Annotated in this window: 17 protein-coding genes and 2 pseudogenes; 5 read left to right on the top strand and 14 right to left on the bottom strand. The window is 45.2% G+C overall.

Annotated elements, in window-relative coordinates:
- From LYNGBM3L_RS37475 to LYNGBM3L_RS30765, 3 genes are all read right to left on the bottom strand, one after another.
- The coding region (locus LYNGBM3L_RS37475; protein ID WP_148265623.1) for a helix-turn-helix domain-containing protein at positions 1-221 on the bottom strand (221 nt) is incomplete at its 3' end.
- Positions 222-487: 266 nt separating this feature from the next.
- Positions 488-1,027 (bottom strand): DUF456 domain-containing protein, encoded by a 540-nt coding sequence (locus LYNGBM3L_RS30760; RefSeq protein ID WP_008190633.1) that lies wholly within the window; start codon positions 1,025-1,027, stop codon positions 488-490.
- Positions 1,028-1,747: 720 nt separating this feature from the next.
- Positions 1,748-2,932, bottom strand: a complete 1,185-nt coding sequence (locus LYNGBM3L_RS30765) for an aldo/keto reductase (RefSeq protein WP_008190635.1) — start codon at positions 2,930-2,932, stop codon at positions 1,748-1,750.
- Positions 2,933-3,382: 450 nt separating this feature from the next.
- Between LYNGBM3L_RS30765 and LYNGBM3L_RS30770 the strand changes: the two genes are divergently transcribed.
- On the top strand, positions 3,383-3,763 hold the full coding sequence (locus LYNGBM3L_RS30770) for a helix-turn-helix domain-containing protein (protein WP_008190637.1): 381 nt from the start codon (positions 3,383-3,385) through the stop codon (positions 3,761-3,763).
- Positions 3,764-3,904: 141 nt separating this feature from the next.
- Here LYNGBM3L_RS30770 and LYNGBM3L_RS30775 read toward each other — a convergent pair whose 3' ends face one another.
- Together LYNGBM3L_RS30775 and LYNGBM3L_RS30780 are read right to left on the bottom strand one after the other, a co-directional pair.
- Positions 3,905-4,783, bottom strand: a complete 879-nt coding sequence (locus LYNGBM3L_RS30775) for a hypothetical protein (RefSeq protein ID WP_008190639.1) — start codon at positions 4,781-4,783, stop codon at positions 3,905-3,907.
- A 125-nt stretch (positions 4,784-4,908) separates the two neighbouring features.
- Positions 4,909-6,009, bottom strand: coding sequence for a DUF1565 domain-containing protein (locus LYNGBM3L_RS30780; protein WP_008190641.1), 1,101 nt, complete (start codon positions 6,007-6,009; stop codon positions 4,909-4,911).
- Positions 6,010-6,443: 434 nt separating this feature from the next.
- Here LYNGBM3L_RS30780 and LYNGBM3L_RS42235 point away from each other — a divergent pair, with 434 nt between their 5' ends.
- Positions 6,444-6,680 carry a hypothetical protein gene (locus LYNGBM3L_RS42235; RefSeq protein ID WP_131827104.1) on the top strand — a complete coding sequence of 79 codons (237 nt, stop codon included), beginning with the start codon at positions 6,444-6,446 and terminating at the stop codon, positions 6,678-6,680.
- Positions 6,681-6,767: 87 nt separating this feature from the next.
- Here the strand turns inward: LYNGBM3L_RS42235 and LYNGBM3L_RS30785 are convergent, their stop codons facing one another.
- The 3 genes and pseudogenes from LYNGBM3L_RS30785 to LYNGBM3L_RS30795 form a co-directional block, all read right to left on the bottom strand.
- The gene (locus tag LYNGBM3L_RS30785) at positions 6,768-7,649 is read right to left on the bottom strand and encodes a hypothetical protein (protein WP_008190642.1); all 882 of its coding nucleotides are present in this window, start codon (positions 7,647-7,649) and stop codon (positions 6,768-6,770) included.
- A 355-nt stretch (positions 7,650-8,004) separates the two neighbouring features.
- Positions 8,005-9,268 (bottom strand): annotated as a pseudogene (locus LYNGBM3L_RS30790) (RNA-guided endonuclease InsQ/TnpB family protein).
- A 353-nt stretch (positions 9,269-9,621) separates the two neighbouring features.
- Positions 9,622-10,251: a L,D-transpeptidase gene (locus LYNGBM3L_RS30795; RefSeq protein ID WP_008190650.1), complete on the bottom strand. Its 630-nt coding sequence runs from the start codon at positions 10,249-10,251 to the stop codon at positions 9,622-9,624.
- A gap of 222 nt (positions 10,252-10,473) precedes the next feature.
- On the opposite strand from LYNGBM3L_RS30795, the gene LYNGBM3L_RS30800 reads away from it, so the two are divergent.
- Positions 10,474-10,977 (top strand): hypothetical protein, encoded by a 504-nt coding sequence (locus LYNGBM3L_RS30800; RefSeq protein ID WP_131827103.1) that lies wholly within the window; start codon positions 10,474-10,476, stop codon positions 10,975-10,977.
- A 240-nt stretch (positions 10,978-11,217) separates the two neighbouring features.
- Here the strand turns inward: LYNGBM3L_RS30800 and LYNGBM3L_RS30805 are convergent, their stop codons facing one another.
- From LYNGBM3L_RS30805 to LYNGBM3L_RS30830, 6 genes are all read right to left on the bottom strand, one after another.
- Positions 11,218-12,414: an S-layer homology domain-containing protein gene (locus LYNGBM3L_RS30805; protein ID WP_081431887.1), complete on the bottom strand. Its 1,197-nt coding sequence runs from the start codon at positions 12,412-12,414 to the stop codon at positions 11,218-11,220.
- A gap of 103 nt (positions 12,415-12,517) precedes the next feature.
- Positions 12,518-13,408: an energy-coupling factor transporter transmembrane component T family protein gene (locus LYNGBM3L_RS30815; RefSeq protein WP_008190658.1), complete on the bottom strand. Its 891-nt coding sequence runs from the start codon at positions 13,406-13,408 to the stop codon at positions 12,518-12,520.
- A 46-nt stretch (positions 13,409-13,454) separates the two neighbouring features.
- Positions 13,455-14,846, bottom strand: coding sequence for a ribosome biogenesis GTPase Der (gene der / locus LYNGBM3L_RS30820; protein WP_008190660.1), 1,392 nt, complete (start codon positions 14,844-14,846; stop codon positions 13,455-13,457).
- A 131-nt stretch (positions 14,847-14,977) separates the two neighbouring features.
- A complete protein-coding gene (locus LYNGBM3L_RS49170) occupies positions 14,978-15,112 on the bottom strand; it encodes a hypothetical protein (RefSeq protein ID WP_267872121.1) in 135 nt (44 codons plus the stop codon).
- The gene (gene ygfZ, locus LYNGBM3L_RS30825; RefSeq protein WP_008190662.1) at positions 15,084-16,151 is read right to left on the bottom strand and encodes a CAF17-like 4Fe-4S cluster assembly/insertion protein YgfZ; all 1,068 of its coding nucleotides are present in this window, start codon (positions 16,149-16,151) and stop codon (positions 15,084-15,086) included. Before ygfZ ends, LYNGBM3L_RS49170 begins: the two co-directional genes overlap by 29 nt.
- A complete protein-coding gene (locus LYNGBM3L_RS30830; RefSeq protein ID WP_008190663.1) occupies positions 16,141-16,539 on the bottom strand; it encodes a hypothetical protein in 399 nt (132 codons plus the stop codon). Before LYNGBM3L_RS30830 ends, ygfZ begins: the two co-directional genes overlap by 11 nt.
- 251 nt (positions 16,540-16,790) lie before the next feature.
- Between LYNGBM3L_RS30830 and LYNGBM3L_RS46250 the strand changes: the two are divergent.
- Together LYNGBM3L_RS46250 and LYNGBM3L_RS30840 are read left to right on the top strand one after the other, a co-directional pair.
- Positions 16,791-17,021: pseudogene (locus tag LYNGBM3L_RS46250) on the top strand (hypothetical protein); the annotation flags it as partial.
- A gap of 330 nt (positions 17,022-17,351) precedes the next feature.
- A complete protein-coding gene (locus tag LYNGBM3L_RS30840; RefSeq protein WP_008190666.1) occupies positions 17,352-19,583 on the top strand; it encodes a protein kinase domain-containing protein in 2,232 nt (743 codons plus the stop codon).
- Positions 19,584-20,079 lie beyond the last annotated feature (496 nt).

The raw sequence follows: 20,079 nt of genomic DNA on the forward strand, positions 1-20,079 counted from the left end.
GGTAAAGTTTTCTTTTGGCTATAGTAGTTCGGGTTATCTCTTAATTCGGGAAGATGGCAAACAAGGGGGCAAGCGTTAATGGAACAGCGATTATGATCGTACCAGCGAANCCGATCAGCTAACAGATAGTTATATTGAGCGCACAACATTGACAGCCAGTGATCTATCTTGGCTTTTTGCTGTTTTGTAGGTTTTAGTCGGTACTGATCAGCTATTCTCATTTGACTTGCTCTTTAGCTTTATCGACCTATAATATTAACAATAAGTACTGCCAAATGGCAAGTGAAAATGAAAAATAAAAAATTGACAATTAGAGTTACTGAGTTTGAAAGAAGGCAATTGGAACAAGAAGGGAATAGACGTGGAATGACCCAGTCCGAGCTGATCAGAAGTTTAATAGCTCGCTTCCCAGATCCAATAGATCCTGTCCGCGATTCATCCCACACTCATGCTGCGCATTGAGATGTGGGGCTTCTCGCGGAGGAAGCTAAATTCCCATTACCACAGGCCAGGTGGTAAAAACAAAAACAATCACTGTACTCAGAGCCAGCAAGCCTTCAATTAAATTGCCAATCAGCGACCCTACCATAATGCCCACACTTGCTTTTAAGGCTAGCTGAGTTCGTGACGCTAGAGTCCACTCACTGCGATAGAGAAACTCCCCGATAAACGCTCCCAAAACTGGACCGATTATAATACCCAGCAGTGGTCCGCCGAAGGGCAAAGCTGGTAGGAAACCCAAAAATCCCAGTACTAATCCCACAACGGCACCAATTTGACCCCACTTAGATGCTCCCACTTGTTTCGCGCCCCAATAAGTGGCGAGGGGTTCGATGGCTGCGCTTAAGACTAAAATCACAAACAAGATCATCACCGGCCAGCCAATTCCAGCAAAATTCGTGACCATGCACCATACCGCCATCGCCATTAAAATCAAACTTGTGCCAGGTAGACCTGGAAGAGTTGCTCCCAAGACTCCCACAAGCATTAGCCCAATTAGCACCCAGTAGAGAATTGCAAGATTCATCACATTAGTAAATGTTCAGATTAAACACCGATTTCAGCATTGAATGCTCCCCCGCCTAGAGCGATCGCTTAGGTGGAGATTCTGCTCTCCCCTCTCTGCCCACACTACCCCCTCTGGCCACGCTCTTCTAAATTACCCTTAATCATTCCATAATTACCGAAAATTTTGGGTTTAAAGCCCCGTCCTTCCTTCGACGGCTTTCAATGAAAGTTTGTAAGAGATGTGCTATAATGAAAGCATAAACAATAAACTTTAAAAGTAGAGAGATACTATCTAATCATAAGTAGGCAACGTAAAAAATATGTAGAGCGTACATATTGCTCCATTGGGTCTAACGACTTGAACGTCTAGGAAAAAATTAGATCAAAAAAAGTATCTATCTATATAAAAAAAAGGTACGGTGGGGTGGGAAGTTACCTTAGAAGAGTGGAGCCTTTATGGTTAGTCGGCTATGGGTAAAAGAGGTGCGACCCGTGGCGAATTTAATTCGCCGACGGAAAGCGCACCTTTGGTTAAAACTTTATGATTAAGGCTCCACTCTTCTAAGGTTTCGTCTCCGGCACACCGAAACCTAGGTCAAAGACCAACTACGCTTGGGGAGAGGAGACCTCTATTTTTCCTGGCTCCGGCAAGGGATAACAAGTCACCTCGTTGAAACAAGAATCCCCGTCCTTCCAGGGCGGGGAGTGTCAAACAATTAACAATATGCTTCAAACCTATTCATGATTGTTGGGAGAGGCGTTTGACTGGTTCACCCCCTAATAAGTTATGGGCATCTTCCAGAAAAGCTGGTATTTGATCAGCATGAGGACTGTTACGCAAACATTGGCTCAGGTCTAATTCTCTGAGCCGATTGGCTGGGGCACCAGGAAACCAGTGACCCCCATTAGTTAAGAGGTTGTAGCGCATTTTCGCATACTCTACGAGATCGTAAGCGATCGCTAAATTCCTCAACCACAAAATCACTGGAATATTTATACCCCCTGGAGTTTCTGAATGGGTGGGTAAACCAATGTGCCAACTTCGGAACCAGTCTTCTCCCAATTTTGCGATCGCTTCTGACTCCAAACGCTCTAAAATCGGCGGTAATATTTCCTCTGAGCGCTCCAGAAGTTCTACAGCTTTAAGGTGTTCATCAAAATCTGATGGTCGAGATGCCCCTAGACTCAACGTATGCACCTGGGGATGGCTCAAACAAAACAAATCATTAAACACCATTGGGCTAAGGGGAGCACAAAGTTCCACTAACCGTTGTGGTGGTTTATAGAGCATACCCCCTTTATCGGAAGGGCTAATGATGAACACCCCCATATCGTGACGAGTAGCGGCTTCAATGGCAGGCCAATTTAACTGATTAATGTAATACCAGTGCAAGTTAACGTAGTCAAACTGGTCCGTTTCAATGGTTTTAACAATCACATCTGTAGGACCATGAGTCGAGAATCCAATAAACCGTACCTTCCCCTCTGCTTTAAGCTGTCGCGCTACATCTAAATAACCACCAGGACGGATAGTATCATCTAGCAACTCAGGGGTATTAATCCCATGGATTCCCAGTAGGTCAACATAGTCAAGTTGTAATAAAGCTAGGGATTGATTAAACTTACGACGAAATTCTTTGGGGTCAGGCTTAGGATTAACTTTAGTCTGAACAATCAGTTGTTCTCGGGGAAATTTTGGCAAAATCTCTCCTAATTGCATTTCAGAAGTACCGTAGCCACGAGCAGTTTCTATGTGATGAATGCCAAGCTCTAGAGAACGGCGGATTGTTGCTTCCAAATTCTGTTGATGATCTTGGGGAATTTGCTCCTTGGGAACATCCTGCCACTTGAACTGGTATCGCATACCACCACAGGAAAAGACTGGCATCTGTAATTCTGTACGCCCAAATCTTCGATATTGCATCATAAACCTGCTTTGAATCACCCAGCTGCTAGTGTCTGCTCTTTGAGCATCTAACTATTTTTAGATTACTTTACAACGTCAGCATTCAGCCGTTAGCATTCAGCCGTCAGTATTCAGCCGTCAGCTTCAGCCGTCAGCATAGTGTAGCTTACCCATAGCCCATAAGCAGATCAAGTAGTGTGCGCTACTTGATCTGCTACTTGATCTGCTATCAGGTATCAGCCAAAGGCTGTGGCCAAGCTATGGGAATAGTTTATCCCCGTAGTGCATGCTACACCGAACAGCTTTTGAATAAAATAAACTGACAGCTGACAGCTGACGGCACCTCAAATAGCATCTCAAGTAGCGCATATGCTTACCAGGCTCCAATGTTTTGGCATAAAAAAATCTAGCGTTTACCAAGCTAATCAGGTACAATGAGGATAGCTCAGATAATTCTCCTAAAAAACCATGAAAGCCTACTCTGTTGACCTTAGACAAAAAATTATTGATGCTTATAATCAAGGCAATATCTCTCAACGTAAGCTTGCTCAACAGTTTAATGTTGCCTTAAGCTTTGTTCAAAAATTACTCAAACAGTATCGAGAAACCGGAAATATTGCTCCCAAAGTTAGAACTAAACAAACTCCGATAAAACTTACCCCAGAGCAATTAAATATTCTCCGAGATCTTGTCATCAAAAACCAGGATGCTACGTTAGATGAACTCCGGATTTGGTTAGCCGAAGAAACGGGAGTTTTAATTGGTCGTTCCACAGTCGATAGAATGATTAAACGTTTGAATTTAACCCGTAAAAAAAACATTATACGCCACAAAAATAGGCACAAATAAATTCAAAAATAATCTTTATATTTCCTGGATAATGGATACTAGTGCAATGGGGAATCGTGGTCATATTACTGATTCCCCATTACCTCATGCCAATCACCAAAATTTAGGGACTATTTGATAAGTGATTAACCAGACTTAATCTCAAATCTCTTTAGCTGCCTGCTGAATCAGATGACGAGCAACAGTTTGAATCCCAGTATGCTCATAACAATTGGTGCTAGCGTCTAGAAATGCCGCTACATAGTCTAACTTGTCATCAGCAACTTCTATAAAGCCACCCAGACGGTCAAACAGTGACTCAGGGCTTAACCCAGTAGAGGAAATTAAATTATCCATCCAGTCACCAACTGCATCAAACGTGTTACTGATAAATCCCTGTTTATCGGATTCAGGAATTGAGTCACTGATAGCTGCAAAGGCAGGATTGTCTCCTAGAGCGGACTCCCCTCCTTCATCCAGACTATTTCGTACTTTAGACATGAAGTCAGCACCGAGAGGAATTAGACCATCGATGCAAACTAAGGCTACCATCCGCATCAGAGCTTCCTTATGATAGTTTTCTGCCACAGAAGCAGCAAAATCTACCGGATTAAAACCAAGGCCGTGAATCTTGCTATGAGCGATCAGTTCTCCGACTAGTTTTATGCTCAAGTCAACAGATTGAACGGTGTCAGCTTTGGGAGTCAGTCTGTCTAAGAATGGAATCCAGCTGAAGGTATCCCCAACTTTGTCAGCTAAAGCCGCTGCTGCGATCGCTGTGTCAGTCTTGTCAAGAGTTTGGTAAATCCAGATAGCTGTTTGGTATCCCTGATCAGGGTCTTCGTACAGCTCAAGGGCGCGTACGCGAATTGACTCAATCACATCTGGATCTGTTTCCCCTGTAACTGAGCTAATTGTATTGTCAAAACCGACGAGATTTTCCCATTCCCCCGGAACAACAAAATCCAGTACATTCAGGATTTTTACGGTTATATTATCCGTTGGAAGTTCGTCAACTAATTCAATAATTGATTGACCCATTTTCAGTTGTTTTAACTATAAACTTCTCTCAGGAAAACATACACCATTGTAAATGTCAATTGTGAATAAAGTATGAAAACAATCCTAATCTAATCGGCATTGCTTTTGGAGCATACTGAGCCAAACTAATTAACGTCAAAGTCTACAGGAAATTCAGGAGAACTTGGTTCAGCTTCTAGCAGTGCGGCAACTCCATCCCCCTTGAGCTGATTACCAATTACTAATAGCTTTTTGCCAGTAACATTGTAAATGTCATAACGTTCATTGCCTTCAAAAAGGTTATTTCCAGGAGTACTAGCAGTGCCTAAATCTGGCTGAGATTGGCTAATCGCTACCAAGCCATCCCGACTATTGTTGATAATTTGGTTCTCGCGCAGCACAGGACGTGCAGACCCTTCAATCACCACCCCGTCAATGTTGTCACGAATCTGATTATTTACTACCAAGGGTGAACTGTTGCCCCCTATCGCCAAACCATGACCGGTTTGCTCAATAATATTGCCCCGGATTTCTCCTGTTGCTTCCCGAGTTACAGATATACCGTTTCCTTGGTTATTGGCAAAACGATTATTTTCAATCAGAGGGTTTCCTTTACCACTAACAAACACTCCTTCCCGATGGCTATTGATAAAGGTATTGTTGCGAATGATGGGATTGGTGGATTCTACCCACACACCACTCCCTCTGGTATTAGGATTAGTAATAGTTAGTCCCAGAATCTGAGCATCTTGAGCTGCCAATATCGTTACATTCTGACCTGCCCACGTGCGACTGAGGTAAAGACCGCCACCAATTATAACTACTCCTTCACCTCTAGGGGACTTGTTTCCCTGGAGAATCATGCCAGGTTTGAGTTTAAGGGGAAAGGTTTCTCCCTGTTCAACGGTGTACTGACCTGGCGCTAGCTGGATAGTAGCTAAGGGACGAGCTTGCTTTAAGGCATAGGTAATGGTTTTGAAGGGATTAGCAGTGGTTAGACCAGCGTTTTCCGTGTCCGTACCCTGTTGAGAATCCACGTAAAAAACTTGCTTGATCCCTGGTGGCGACTGCCTAGGTTTCGGTCTCGGGAAGGTACGAGTAGGAAAATTGTCTGGTGTTGGTCTACTTATCCGGTCAGATGAATCCCATTGTTCACAGCCTGTTACCGCTAAAGCAATAATTAATCCAGCAGCAACTAATACAAAGTTACGGGACTCAGTTAGCTTAGAAACTTTGTATTGCAGCATTGTCAAGGTCAGTACTCAACTGGATGGAATTAAAATTTTCTTCAAGTATTATTAACTATTATTCTAGTACTATTCTATTGGAGATTTTGTCCCTTTTTGAGTATAGACGTTCCTTGACACTCCCATCACGCTCATCAAAGATTATAGTGTTCGCGTAGCGGCTCCAAAGGAGCTGGGATTCTTAAGAGTAGAAAACCCTTAACGGCTGAGCCAAACAGCCTCTACACCCTCCGACTCAAAAAATCATTGGGCTTACTTTTTCAAGATTACAGTTGGTTTACCCTTTTAGCAGCGATGCAGCGCGGTCTTGGGGAGGCAGCGCGGTCTTGGGGGTCTCCCCCATGACCGCGCTGCCGTGGTTTCCCCCGGAGACGAAACCTGATTACGTTGAGCCTTTATGGTTGGTAGGTTATGCAAAAAAGGGTTAAAACTTATTGATTAAGGCGAGCCTGTCTTACGGTAACTATCGCCAAAGGCGACGCTTGGCCGTAGGCCACGCCAAAGGCGAACGCGAACAAACCACTCGCTATTGCATCAAGACAGAGGCTTTTCAGCTTGCGAATAAACCGGCACTTTTTACGGTGCGATCATACATTTATCTTAGCAAAAACTTTAAGGAAACCCAAGAGATCCAGTCCCCAATTCCCCTCCCGCTAACCCTGCGGGTATAACGGGAGTCCCCTTGGGGTAGATTGATGGAACGTCTATACTGATCTATACTGATCACTGATCATTTAGGGTGAGCAGTTACCACTACCCTAGTCAATTTCTTCAGCGGCACGAAGAATTAAATGACGCGCAACGGTTTGAATGCCAGTATGCTCATAGTAGTTAGTGCTAGCGTCTAGAAATGCCGCCACATAGTCTAACTTGTCATCGGCAATTTCTACAAAGCCCCCCAAACTATCGGACAGTGAATCACGGCTTAATCCAACAGAGGAAACTAAATTATCCATCCAGCCACCAACTGCATCAAAGGTTTGAGTAATGAATCCCTGTTTATCGCCATCTGGGATTGAGTCACTGATGGCTTCAAACTCATCATTGTTGGCAAAGGCTGATTGATCTCCTTCTTCAAGGGTATTTCCTACTTTAGACACAAAGTCTGCACCAAGAGGAATTACCCCATCAATGCAAACTAAAGCTACCATCCGCATCAGAGCAGCTTGATCATAGTTTTCCCGGATAGAACTGGCAAACTCAAAGGGATTCAAGCCAACCTTGTGAATTTTGCTATGGGCAAGTAATTCCCCCACTAATTTCAGACCCAAGTCAACCCCTTGAAGCTTGTCAGCTTTAGGAGTCAGTTTCTCTAAAAACGGGATCCACCTAAAGGTATCCCCGACTTTGTCAGCTAAAGCGGCTGCTGCGATCGCTTTGTCAGTTCTGTCAAACTTTTGATAAATTCCAACGGCTTTTTGGTATCCCTCATTGGGGTCTTCGTAGATGGCGAGGGCGCGATCGCGAATTTTCGTAATCACCTCGTAATCCTCTTCCCCAGTTAGCTTGCGAATGGTGTGGTTAAACCCCACGAGGTTTTCCCACTCCCCTGGGATCACAAAATCCAGTGCGTTCAGTATTTTTACGGTTAGGCTATCTGTTGACAGTTCATCAACTAACTCAATTATTGATTTACTCATAAAAAAACAAGTTTGAAGTTTGGAAACCCCGTTTATGGGGGGCCGGGTCGGAAAAACGAACGTCAAGTGCGGTTTTCACCCTGCTACCTAGCCTCGGAGGCTTGAAGCCCCGTCTAGGCAACAGGGGGGTGCTGACCTTAATATTTTCTCTAGATAGTTTCTCTAGATAGTTTTCGGTTAGTTTAACCTACACCATCATAACTATAACAATCGGATTTGAGTTGTGAAACTCTCCAAGACCGGAAGTGGAGCAACAGACCACAAGTCGAGGTATAGGGGCAATAATTTCACCATTGGTTCTTTGACCCCAAATCAATTGGGAGTGCGCTAAGCGTGGGATCTATTTAACTCATCGCTATCGAAAAATTATTGACACTCCCCGGTCGCGCATACGCGGGGATTCTTCGTTCAACGACCCATCTTGCTCAACCAAACCGGAGTCAGGAAAAGTAGAGGACAGATCTCCGGAAGAGTTCGGATCAATGATCCAGGTTCCGGTGTGCCCCACCGTACCTAAGGCTCTTTCAAGAATATTGATTGCAGCGTTGTGGTCGCGGTCTAATTGACAACCACATTTGCAGGCATGAGTCCTAGTTGATAGAGACTTTTTCACTACCTCGCCACATTGAGAGCAATTCTGGCTAGTATAGGCAGGATTTACTGCTACAGTCACCCTGCCAAACTTCTGACCAAAATGTTCTAGCCATTTTCTGAATTGATACCAACCTGCATCATTAATAGACTTGGCTAGACAGTGATTTTTAACCAAATTCCTGACTCTCAAATCTTGCCTTACGGCACGCTGCGCGAACGTAAGCGACCAAATCGTTAGATTGGACTACGCAACGCGCCAGTCTCTTGGCGTGTTCTTGACGTTGCCTACTTATTTTGAGGTGTGCCCTACCTAGTCTATTAATTGCTTTCTTACGGTTAGCTGAGCCTTTCTTTTTGCGAGATACTCGACGTTGATAAAATTTAAGGTTTTTCTCCCCTTTTCTGTAGAATCGAGGATTAGGTTCGGCATAGCTATTAGAGTCGGTATAGAACTCTTTTAGCCCCACGTCCAAGCCAACAGTATTGCCAGTAGGTCTTAAAGTTTCCGTACAATCAACGGAAACACCAAACTGAACATAATAGCCGTCAGCTCTTTTTACTATCCGAACCCGCTTGATCTGTTTTTTTTCAAAACGCCACAAGTCCCATGTACCCTTTAATCTAAGCCTTCCTATCCCTTTTTTGTCGGTGAATGTAATAGACTTTTTGTCTGGAGATATTTTCCAACCAGATTGCTTATATTCAACAGAACGGCAATGCTTTTGGAATTTGGGAAAGCCTTTTTTGCCAGGTACCTTTTTCTTGCAGTTATCAAAGAAACGAGCAATCGATGACCATGCCCTTTCAGCCGCAGCTTGACGAGCAGTCGAGTTCAGTTCATTGGCAAATGAAAAATTCTTGGCCAAGGTCTTACAATATTTGTTTAAATCATATTTATTTAGACCTTGATTGTCCATCCACAGACGAAGACAGCTATTTCGCACAAACTTGACAGTCCTAATCGCCTCATCAATGGATTGATACTGTCCTTTTTTTCCGTATGCCTTAAACTCAAGTATGATCATCAGAACTCGACCTCTTCTGCTATATTATTATGCTAGCAGACTTAGAACAAAACGACAAGTGGCATTGTTAAGCTGTTCAGCATTTAGATTGGGATACCTAAATCTCTCAAAGGGAACAGCGGATCTGGGAACAGCGGATCTGGGAAAAACCAATTTAAATACGCATCAGCTTACACTTTCTGTAGTGATACAAGATGAAATTCTCCCACTCCTAGAAGGCGCGTCAAGCCGCTATAAGCTTTCATCCCCGCTCGCTTTGTGACGGGGTTTTCAGCTGTTATAATCTTATAATTATGAAGAGCTAAGGGCTCAAGTCTCTAGGTCTCGGGTTTAACCTATTCCCGGAGAGGATGTCAAGGCTGTACGATTACCGGTGTTCCTATAGCCACCTTTTCAAATAAATCTCGGACATCTTTATTGAGCATTCGGATGCAACCGTGAGAAACAGCTTGTCCGACGAGTTCCTCAGCAGTTGTTCCATGAAATCCAATATAATTCTTCCCATTAGTCCAAAAACCAATCCAGCGATCGCCAAGGGGATTATTCGGCCCTGGAGGAATTACTTCACCTGTCCAGGGATGCTCCCAAGCTGGATCCTGAAGCTTTTGGATCACTTCAAAATTGCCTGTTGGTGTTTCCCAACCCGCTTTACCAATGGCAATTGGGTAACTGTTTAGCACTTGAGCCGCTTGATAGACATAAACACGACGTTCACTCAATTTAATCACCAAACGAGTAATTTGAGTAGCCTCTGCTGGGATGTCTTCTTCTAGAGGAAGATATATATCCGGGTCTCCAAGGGGTGGCAATTTTGGGACTTCAATTCCAGGCAATTGATTTTGATGTAAAACCTCTTTGGTAGTAGCGTCAGGACTACTGGTTTTTTCAGAGGCAGCTACCTGCTGTTGCCCATCAAGTATTGGAATTACTATACTCAAGCAGAGTAGCATTAAGCTCCGAGATAGCAATTTACCTCTCACCATTCCTAATGATTTTTTATTTATAACAACTTTATAACATCACTTTAATAGACTTGAAAAGCCACATTACCAAAAACCTTAACACCCAGGTTAGAATTGTTGTTTTTATAAAAAATTAGTAAATTTCCTGATAAATATTCCGGAAAAAATCTATGATTTCCGTAGATTTTACAGTAGATTAGTTAATTTTAAATCCTTCGATTAACATAAATATAAGTTAAGTTGATGATGAAAATTAAAAACTTGAATGTCTGGACAGGGACTACCTTGTCACTGCTGCTGTGTACCCTTGCTATGGCTCCCGCTAAGGCTAATCCAATGGGTGAACAAGCCCAAAACCGGATCCTCAAACAAGATAGGGGGCAAGAGCTTAACAAAGGTACTATCAAGAGTATCGTTGGCAATATGGTAAAGGTTAAGCTTGACAACGGTGAGAGCCAAACTGTTTGGCTACCGACTTCCAAGCTCAGGCAATGGCATTTGATAGAAGGTAAGCAAGTCTTGATGGCTGGGAATCGTATCGTTAATGTTGTTAGTTCAATTGCTTTGGCGAGTTCAGACACTAGGAGGGTTACCAGTAGTGTTAGCGAGGTGTTAGAGTCTCTCCAACAGAGGCGTATCGAACGGATGAACCGTATTCGGAGAACTGTCATTTCCACTCCTGTACAGCCAACAGTGACAACTCCTCCTCGAACCCCAATTGGGATACCTGTCAGAGCACTTTGGTAATGGTTCATGCTTGACAAGGCTTTGTCATAGTAATGAGGTACACAGGATTTTTTTCTTTGTTTCCTACTCCCTGCTCGGAAGCTCCCTATTCCCTGTTTCCTATAACCAATAAGGTAGCCCAATTGAAAATGGCTATCCTACTATTCCCATAAAAAATATTGCCCGGAGTTTTAACTCCGGGCTAATCAATAAAGTTGATTAAAATGGCCTAATCATTACCTGAACGGGTTACCGATAATTCTATTTTGGAGCTACAATATATGGAGAGGAAACCCCTTGAGCCTTATCTGATTTGACCAAAGCCTGATAAAGCATAGAGACCATTTCAGCATGAGTAGCAGGTTCATTGGGTCTGAGCAAGGTTTTGTCACTGTAGTTAACAACTATACCCGCTTCTGTTGCTGCTGCTACTTTATCAATCGCCCACTCAGGAATCTGATTCTTATCTCGGTAAATCTGTAAGGTTTTGGCTGGATTCGATGAAGGTTGAAGATCAAGACCGCTAATCAGGCTAACCAAAACCTGTACACGAGGAACCTTTTGCTCAGGACGGAACTTCTCTCCGGGATATCCTGACATGAAGCCGGTTTCGGTAGCTTCATCAATGGCTTTAGAGGCTGATTTATCAGTAGGTTTATCCTTATAATTTACTCGTTGTCGCTTCTTCTGCTCTTGAAACACTTTTTGAATTTGAGCAGCCAACTCTCCCCTTGTCACGGGTCTGTTCGGTTGAAATTTCTGATCAGGTAAGTTAATTAATAGCTTGTCCTGGGCTAGAGGTATCATGAAAGGACTTGCCCAATGATTATTAGGAATCTCTGCTGGTTGAATGGAGCGGAAATCGCTAACATCTATAGGGATAGTTTGTGATGAGGATTCGGCTTTGTCAGGACCTGTGCTACCGTCAGTAGTGCCATCTGATCCGGCTTTGTCAGAACCTGTGCTACCGTCAGTAGTGCTATCGCCTCGGGCTTTGCCCTTAGCCATGGTGCGGTCGGGATATCCTGTCGATGAGTACCCCGATGAGAATAGCCCCAGGAATTGATTAGTTTCTGAGTCCTCTGGTGAGTTATCTTGTTGAGCTGACCCAAGCATTAAACCGGTAGCTGGATCAGGTGAATATCCCCTAAACAAAGAACGATTTCTTGATTTGGACCATGAGGAACGCGCAGATGATGACTTACCCCCACCCGTGATTGATTTAAGGCTTGGGAATATTGATGATTCCCCCGTTGACTTAGATGATGCTATGGGAGAATCAACGGATTTTAAGCTAAATTTTCCCCGGTTGCCCCTCGTTCCCCAAAACAGAATTAGACCAATAGTAGCGAAGGCTACGATAATTGCCAGTAATTCATCAAGGTCTAGAATTGGTTTACGACTTGGCTGAGGAGCTGTTGGGGGTGATGTCCGCTCGGACGGTGATTGATTTGTCATAGAGATGGCTGAGATACATATCTTTTGACTGTTCCGGTTTTAAAGCCTAGGGATTGCTTTAAGTTACCTAGATTAAACCATAGCTATGTTTTTCACAAAAGATTCAAATTTTCCAACCCCAGGTTAATCTTACTCCCCAAAATACTAGTAAACTTGCCAGTGCTAACCAATCACACCAGCGTAAGCGCAGTTGATGCCACTCCACTTGATGTTCATTGGGACTAGTAAAGCCTCTGACAGTCATGGCACTAGCAATTTGCTCAGCCCGTAACAGCAGATTTTCCAGAAGCTTTTCCGCAACCATTAACCAAACTTGTAGGCTTCGGCTCAGACCGAGTTTTTTCCAGTTGATAGCACGAGTGCGTATGGAACGACCTAAATTCTGTACTTCTTCGAGCACTAGGGGGATAAAGCGCAAGGAAAGGGTTAAGGTCAGCAGAATTTCGGTAACTGGAACATTCAAACGCCGTAAGGGTTTGATTAAGCTTTCTAAACCTGCGGTAATTTCTTCTGGTGCTGTGGTAAGCAGGAAGAGACTTGAACTGTAAACTAGGATAAATAGAGTTGTGCTGATGCGGATCGCTAAATCTATTGAGCGACGAGTAATAGTAACACTAATCATAGTAAAGGCTTTACCACTCCAGATCACATAACGGTAGTCACTAGGTTGAGGTAGGGTGAGTTCTTCAGGTAGTCTGACTTGATGGTCAATGGCCATACCATCTGGAGCGATCGCAGTGATCAGGAAGACAAAACATGCCAGCATCAACAACCAACCCATTTGCTGACGCCACACCCGCCAGGGAATCCTAGCAGATAAGGTGATTAAAATCAGTAACGAGGATAACCCGATCCTAGAGTAGGGATTTGCCAACAGGGGTGCGATCAGAAAACTGGTCAACCAAAACATCTTGACCCTGGAGTCGAGGTGATGCATCCAGGTTACTGGTTGTTCCAAATACAGTCCGATGGGAAGCGATCGCAATAAGTCCATGTTAGTGCTGAGTGCTGAGTGGGGCAGTGGTCGAGGGGGTTAGTTGTCACACACGGGTAGCTCGATTCAGGTTGATTTGAGCTTCTTCTCCATCACGGACTTTTTTACCTCGCCACAGTAAGCGTAGTGGTGTACCGGTGAAATCTAATTGTTGGCGGAACTGACGCTCTATGTAGCGACGGTAGTTTTCTTTGAAGCGTTTGGGGTCGTTAACAAACAGGGCAATAGTGGGGGGTTTAGTTCTTACCTGGGTGCCGTAGTAGATTTTGCCCTGACGCCCTTGGCGATTGGTGGGAGGAGTGTACCAGCTAACGGCTTCTTGTAGGACTTCATTAATTACAGAGGTAGAGACACGACGTCCATGTTGATTGGCAGCGGTGTCAACTAAATCCAAAATTGTTTCGACTCGCTTGCCTGTCATGGCACTAACAAATATGATTTCAGCCCACTCGATAAAACTCAGTCGGTCTTTTACCTGTTTTTGGTAGTCATAGATAGTGTAGGAATCTTTTTCTATGGCATCCCACTTATTGACTACAATTACCGCAGCACGCCCTTCATCCGCAATACGTCCTGCCAGTTTTTGGTCTTGCTCTGTCACGCCATCTATAGCATCAATCACCAGTAGCACTACATCTGAGCGGCGAATGGCTTTGAAGGCACGATTAATACCAAAAAATTCTGGTCCGTAAGTAACGTTTTTCTTTTTGCGAATGCCAGCAGTGTCAATCAAGCGATAGGTTTGGGCTTCAGTACCCTTTTCTGGATCTGCTGACCGTTGTACTACCATATCAATGGCATCACGAGTAGTGCCAGAAATTGGACTGACGATGGAGCGATTTTCCCCAGTGAGGGTGTTCAATAAGCTCGACTTTCCCACATTGGGGCGTCCGACAATAGCGACTTTAATCTCTGGGATTTCTGGGATATTGTCTACATTCGGCAGGTAGGTAACCAGCTTTTCTAGTAATTCTCCTGTACCATTGCCATGAATTGCTGAGACCGGGAAGGGTTCTCCTAAATTCAGTTCCCAAAACTGGGAGGCTAGAATAATTCCTTGCTGGGGAGATTCACATTTATTGACAGCTAGCACAACTGGGGTATTTTGTATACGTAACCATTGTGCGATCGCTTCATCTCCAGCTGTGGGTCCGGCTTGACCATCCACCACCAACACTGCTGCACTAGCTTCAGCCAAAGCTGCCATTGCCTGTTCTCGAATCAAGGGCAAGAACTCGGTATTGTCATCAAAGACTAAGCCGCCAGTATCGACAACCAGGTAGTCTCGGTCTTGCCAGAAAGCAGCGCGATAAGTGCGATCGCGGGTTACTCCTGGTTGGTTGTGGACAATAGCATCGGTCACCCCGGCCAAACGATTGACTAGGGTTGATTTCCCCACATTCGGGCGTCCGATAACTGCAACAATTGGCAGGGCCATAAACTGGATGTCCTCAAAGGAGGAGTGTGAATGCTTTAGTCTTACATTTTATCGCAGTAAGCATTCGCAGGCTCTCAGCCCTCCGCCCTCAGCCCTCAGTCTTGGCCTTTGGGCCACGCTACGGGAATGGCTCAAGCTACGCCCACGCTACGGGAATAGCTGATCGCTGATGGCTGATGGCTGATGGCTGATGGCTGATGGCTGATGGCTGATGGCTGATTGCTGATTGCTGATAACTTACTCAGCACTTGGATCATAATAGTCATGACTCAAGCAAGGTACAGGCACAATTTCCCCTTCGACGTCCCCTAAGAGAACTTTTAACCCTGCACCACCAGCCTTAGTGCGGATATAAGCTAAACCAAACACTCCCTGGTCAGTTTCCGTCAAGCTGGTCAGCTTGCCCACTTTTTCTCCATCTACGGTAATGACACTTCCTAGGTCAGTAGGAGCACTTAAGCGGATACCCCATAGTCGTTGCTTCACTCCTTTGTAGGTATTCAAGCGCGCAATGGTTTCTTGACCAATGTAACAGCCTTTGCTAAAGGAAATGCTTTGCCATAAACCAGCTTCGAGAGGATTGTAATCTTCGGTCAGTTCATGACCTGGCGCAGGGCGTCCCTGTTGGATACGCAACTGTTCCCAAACGCGATCGCCTATGGGGATTGCTCCTGCTGTGGTTAAGGTCTGCCAAACTTGGGCAGCATTCTCGGCAGGGCAAATTACAGTATATCCAGGCATTGCCAAGCAACTCCCGACAGCGATGCGGACTTGATTATCCCCGAGCATCAGTTGCTGGTGACTAGCATCTTCTCCTGATATCTCGACACCCAAGCCTGTTAAGAGGGCATCACTAACCGGTCCAATCAAGGATAAAACAGCATGGTGATCCGATACATCCTGTAATGCCACTTGATCCATGGGAAAGATATAACGATCCAGCCACTCCATGATCTGCTGGCGGCAATTTGGAGAAACTAGTAATAGCACTGAATCTGCTAAGATATAGGCAGTAGCTAAGTCAATAGTCCGAGCTGTAGATGTGACAAAAACCGTCTCACAGCCTTGGCCTGGCCTTCGTGTTTGGAAGTCATTGGTGCTTTGATTGTGTAGATAGCGTAGTCGGTCATCACCAGATACTTTGATCAACCCCCAATGGCAACAATCAACTAAGGCAACTCCCTGACGGGCTGCTTCAATCCCTGCTGCATCATTGCCAAAGCTTACGGGAATCATCCGTGAAGCCACCGACTCAAACTTTGCCCCAGCCAGGCGCTGGGCATCTAGCAATTGGTCATTTGTCATTGGTATCTACCAGTGGCAATCCTGCCACAACTTCTTCTACTAGCTGTTTGGCTTTTGCATCTAGACACTGCCAATCCACCTCACCAGCCTGATCAATCAGCATCGGGTCAATTTCTACTGGCTGAGTGTCTAATTCAGACTGGGTGGGCTTATAGTCACGAAAACAGACTTGGAAACACAAATCCCATAAATTAATGGCTACTGAAGTATCTTGATGTGCCAAACACATCTCATAGCCCGGTATGGGTGTAGTAACGTTTTGATAGGTGACTTTCCAGTTTGTTGGCTCCAACTGTCGCCCAATTTGGTCTATTATACGAATAAACGTAGGTTGCATCAGCAGTTGAGCTTGTTCCCATGCCAGCGTATCCTTAAATAGGGGTTTCATTAATCCACTCCCACACAGCCCTTGAAGGGTGTTATTTTACCAGACATTAACTAAAACAGCAATATTCACCGGCTATCCGTCGCTCTTAATACTATACCGATATCTGCTCTATCCTAATAACCAGTGGACTATCATCTTTGAAAAATTCCTCTTCCGGTAGAGTATTCTAAGTTGAGCCAGATAATCGTAAGCATTCAGCGGTCAGCGGTCAGCTATCAGCGGTCAGCGGTCAGCGGTCAGCGGTCAGCGGTCAGCGGTCAGCGGTCAGCGGTCAGCGGTCAGCGGTCAGCGGTCAGCGGTCAGCGGTCAGCGGTCAGCGGTCAGCGGTCAGCGGTCAGCGGTCAGCGGTCAGCGGTCAGCGGTCAGCGGTCAGCGGTCAGCGGTCAGCGGTCAGCGGTCAGCGGTCAGCGGTCAGCGGTCAGCGGTCAGCGGTCAGCGGTCAGCGGTCAGCGGTCAGCCTAATGCAGATAGCTGATAGCTGATAGCCTAATGCTGATAGCCTTTAGCCTAATGCTGATAGCTGATAGCCTTTAGCCTAATGCTGATAGCTGATAGCCTTTAGCCTAATGCTGATAGCTGATAGCTGATAGCTGATAGCCTAATGCTGATAGCTGATAGCCTTTAGCCTAATGCTGATAGCTGATAGCTGATAGCTGATAGCTGATAGCATACATATAATCAGAAGATAAATTGTCACAGTCCTGGTCAATAATACCGATCAGCGTATGTTAAACATGAGACAGTTAGCAACCCGCCCCCTTGGTGCGGAGTTTTAAACTTCCTTTTTGTGAAATCTTAGGCACATCAATCCTATGTTAGGCAAGTTACTGGACGGGCGTTACCAAGTGACTCAAGTCCTCGGTTCCGGGGGATTTGGCAAAACCTATTTAGCCAAGGACACGAAGCGTCCAGGTAACCCAAGCTGTGTTGTTAAGCAACTTCAGCCTCCCAATGGCTCTCAGACATTTTTAGAAACTGCTCGACGCCTATTTAGTAGGGAAGCTGAAACCCTTGAAAAGCTGGGAAATCATGACCAAATTCCTCGGCTTCTTGCCTACTTTGAAGAAGACCATGAGTTTTACTTGGTGCAACAGTTGATCGAAGGGCATCTCTTGAGCCAAGAGTTGTCCCCTGGTCACCGATGGCAGGAAAAACAGGTGATTGCGCTATTGCAGGAAGTCTTAGGTATTTTGGAATTTGTCCACCGTCACGGTGTGATTCATCGCGATATTAAGCCCGATAACCTGATCCGACGCACGGCAGATCAAAAGTTAGTCTTGGTGGACTTTGGTGCAGTTAAGCAAGTTCAAACTGATTTGGTTAGTGCCTATAGACAAACTCACCATACTGTGGTAGTAGGCACTCCAGGCTATATGTCCAGTGAGCAGGCTTTGGGTCAGCCCTGTCCTAGCAGTGATATTTATGCCCTAGGGATTATTGGGATTCAGGCATTAACTGGAATGTTACCAGATCAGTTTCAGGAAGACCTCAAAACTGGTGAAGTTAACTGGCAATCCCTGGTGTCAGTGAGTTTAGGATTGGCGAATGTCCTTACTAAAATGGTTCGCTACCAAGTCAAAGACCGTTACCAGTCGGCATCGCAGGTTTTACGAGACTTACAGAAACTGACTAGTAATTCAAAACCGTACTCCATCAATTCCCCGACCTACTACTCAATTCACAATATCCCCACAGTTGAAGAAAACTTCCCACCGGAGCAATTATCAAAGCCGTTCTCAGAGCAAAAAACTTGGGATGCAAATGCCGATAGAGGTTCTACTCCAAATAAACCAGCACCAACTCCCTTGCCTCCAACTAAGGCGGATAGATCGGATAATTTGTCTCTGATCATTGGCACTGGCATTGCCTTAGTTACTTCCTCGATAGCTGGTATGATCTACTCGATGCGTTCTAGCTCTTGGTCACCACCTAAAATAGTAAAACCAATTGCTCCTAGGAGTACACCCAATCACCGTTCAGATCCGGTGGTATATGAGCCACCAGCCCCAGCTGCCCCAGGTAATTGCCAGGTGACAGGTAATCCGTTCGCGAATGTGCGCTCCGAGCCTAACGGGTCAAAAGTTGGTCAGCTGAATCAGGGAACCAGTCTAGTTCTAACTGGTAGTGGACAACCTGGCTGGGTAGAAATTAGTTCACCGGTTACCGGGTGGGTGTTTACAAATTTGACTGACTGCGCACCAACGGTTGATCCAGTGGTGGCAACTGCTCCCAAGAGAAATGTTCCTAAGAGAAACGTTCCTAAGCAAAAAGTTTACCCAAAACCAAAACCTGTCGTCAGGAGGGCTCCATCGCCACCACAGACCCGTCAGCCAATACCAGCACAACCGGTAGATAATGGCTCACTAATTTTGGCAAGGGCAGTGGACAAGTATCAGGCAGGAAATATCAAGGGGGCAATTGCGATCGCACAAGAGGTTCTGCCTAGTAGTCCCGCTTTCAATGGTGCCCAAACCAAAATTGACCAATGGCATAATGAATGGGTATCCTTTGAACGCAAATTTGATCAGATTCAACAAGCCTATGAACAGGGTCGATGGGTTGATGTGTTGAACTATGCTCAGAACAGCAATTTGCCAGCACGAGGCCATTGGCGTCTGAAGTTAAATCGAATCGTTGATCAAGCTCGGCAGCAACAAGCCGCATTAGAAGCAAAAAGAAAGCAACTGGCGGTACAGAATCAAATTGGCTCTAGAGCAAACCAGAGAATTCAAAACAATTCACAGCCTGCTCCAAGACCGGTTTCTATTGCCGCCCCATTGCCTAAACAGCCAGTGGTTACCGGTCAGAAAACTACTGCAACACCACCGTCTCAATCTACTAAAATCAAATATTACGTGATACTCAACGACGGCAGTGCTAGTGGTTTAGCAAAAGCCAGGAAAATTGTACCTGGTGCTTTTTTGGGTCGATTCCCACAAGGTACTCGCATTCAGATGGGAGCATTCAAAAATGAAGCCAAGGCCAATGCTTTTGCTAACCAACTACGTCAACAAGGAATGTCTGCTTCGATCTATAGACCTTAATCTTTTTGTTGAACGCGCAGTGTGGCCTTTTGGCCAAGGTTAACCGGTTACCCTCGATGGGTTGATTTAGTATGGGTCGGGACTAGGGAACCTACAACTCTAGTTTGCTGACGAATTAGCACCGGCGAGATTCGACTGGAACGAGCTTCGCAACCCAGACAAGCACCCCCATCTTCTCATTCTGAGCGAGACGGGTGCTGGAAAGACTTGGCTCGGCGCATGGGTGGCTGACTGGATTGGGCTTGGATAAGACCTGAAAGTGATTTATACGAAGCGCAAGGGCGACCAATGGCAGGGAATGCCAGTGGTGGGTGGGGATCGGAAGTGATTTTGAGGCGATTGAGGATTAATTTCAGTCCCAGCTCGCAACCATGATCGAGCGGTGTAAAAATTTGGATGAGGTTGAGGAGCTGCCCCATTTGGTTAGATGCGTGGATGAATTGCGTGCGATCGCAGAAAAAATCGAAGGCGAGACAGGATACCAAAGGTTGATTTA

Origin of the sequence: Moorena producens 3L (genome assembly GCF_000211815.1) — a bacterium.
In the GTDB taxonomy this organism is placed as follows: Bacteria; Cyanobacteriota; Cyanobacteriia; order Cyanobacteriales; family Coleofasciculaceae; genus Moorena; species Moorena producens.

Bases quoted from the DNA above. Each gene is read 5' to 3' on its own strand.
- LYNGBM3L_RS30760 (WP_008190633.1), bottom strand. From the start codon at position 1,027: ATGAATCTTGCAATTCTCTACTGGGTGCTAATTGGGCTAATGCTTGTG.
- LYNGBM3L_RS30765 (WP_008190635.1), bottom strand. From the start codon at position 2,932: ATGCAATATCGAAGATTTGGGCGTACAGAATTACAGATGCCAGTCTTT.
- LYNGBM3L_RS30770 (WP_008190637.1), top strand. From the start codon at position 3,383: ATGAAAGCCTACTCTGTTGACCTTAGACAAAAAATTATTGATGCTTAT.
- LYNGBM3L_RS30775 (WP_008190639.1), bottom strand. From the start codon at position 4,783: ATGGGTCAATCAATTATTGAATTAGTTGACGAACTTCCAACGGATAAT.
- LYNGBM3L_RS30780 (WP_008190641.1), bottom strand. From the start codon at position 6,009: ATGCTGCAATACAAAGTTTCTAAGCTAACTGAGTCCCGTAACTTTGTA.
- LYNGBM3L_RS30785 (WP_008190642.1), bottom strand. From the start codon at position 7,649: ATGAGTAAATCAATAATTGAGTTAGTTGATGAACTGTCAACAGATAGC.
- LYNGBM3L_RS30795 (WP_008190650.1), bottom strand. From the start codon at position 10,251: ATGGTGAGAGGTAAATTGCTATCTCGGAGCTTAATGCTACTCTGCTTG.
- LYNGBM3L_RS30800 (WP_131827103.1), top strand. From the start codon at position 10,474: ATGATGAAAATTAAAAACTTGAATGTCTGGACAGGGACTACCTTGTCA.
- LYNGBM3L_RS30805 (WP_081431887.1), bottom strand. From the start codon at position 12,414: ATGACAAATCAATCACCGTCCGAGCGGACATCACCCCCAACAGCTCCT.
- LYNGBM3L_RS30815 (WP_008190658.1), bottom strand. From the start codon at position 13,408: ATGGACTTATTGCGATCGCTTCCCATCGGACTGTATTTGGAACAACCA.
- der (WP_008190660.1), bottom strand. From the start codon at position 14,846: ATGGCCCTGCCAATTGTTGCAGTTATCGGACGCCCGAATGTGGGGAAA.
- LYNGBM3L_RS49170 (WP_267872121.1), bottom strand. From the start codon at position 15,112: ATGACTATTATGATCCAAGTGCTGAGTAAGTTATCAGCAATCAGCAAT.
- ygfZ (WP_008190662.1), bottom strand. From the start codon at position 16,151: ATGACAAATGACCAATTGCTAGATGCCCAGCGCCTGGCTGGGGCAAAG.
- LYNGBM3L_RS30830 (WP_008190663.1), bottom strand. From the start codon at position 16,539: ATGAAACCCCTATTTAAGGATACGCTGGCATGGGAACAAGCTCAACTG.
- LYNGBM3L_RS30840 (WP_008190666.1), top strand. From the start codon at position 17,352: ATGTTAGGCAAGTTACTGGACGGGCGTTACCAAGTGACTCAAGTCCTC.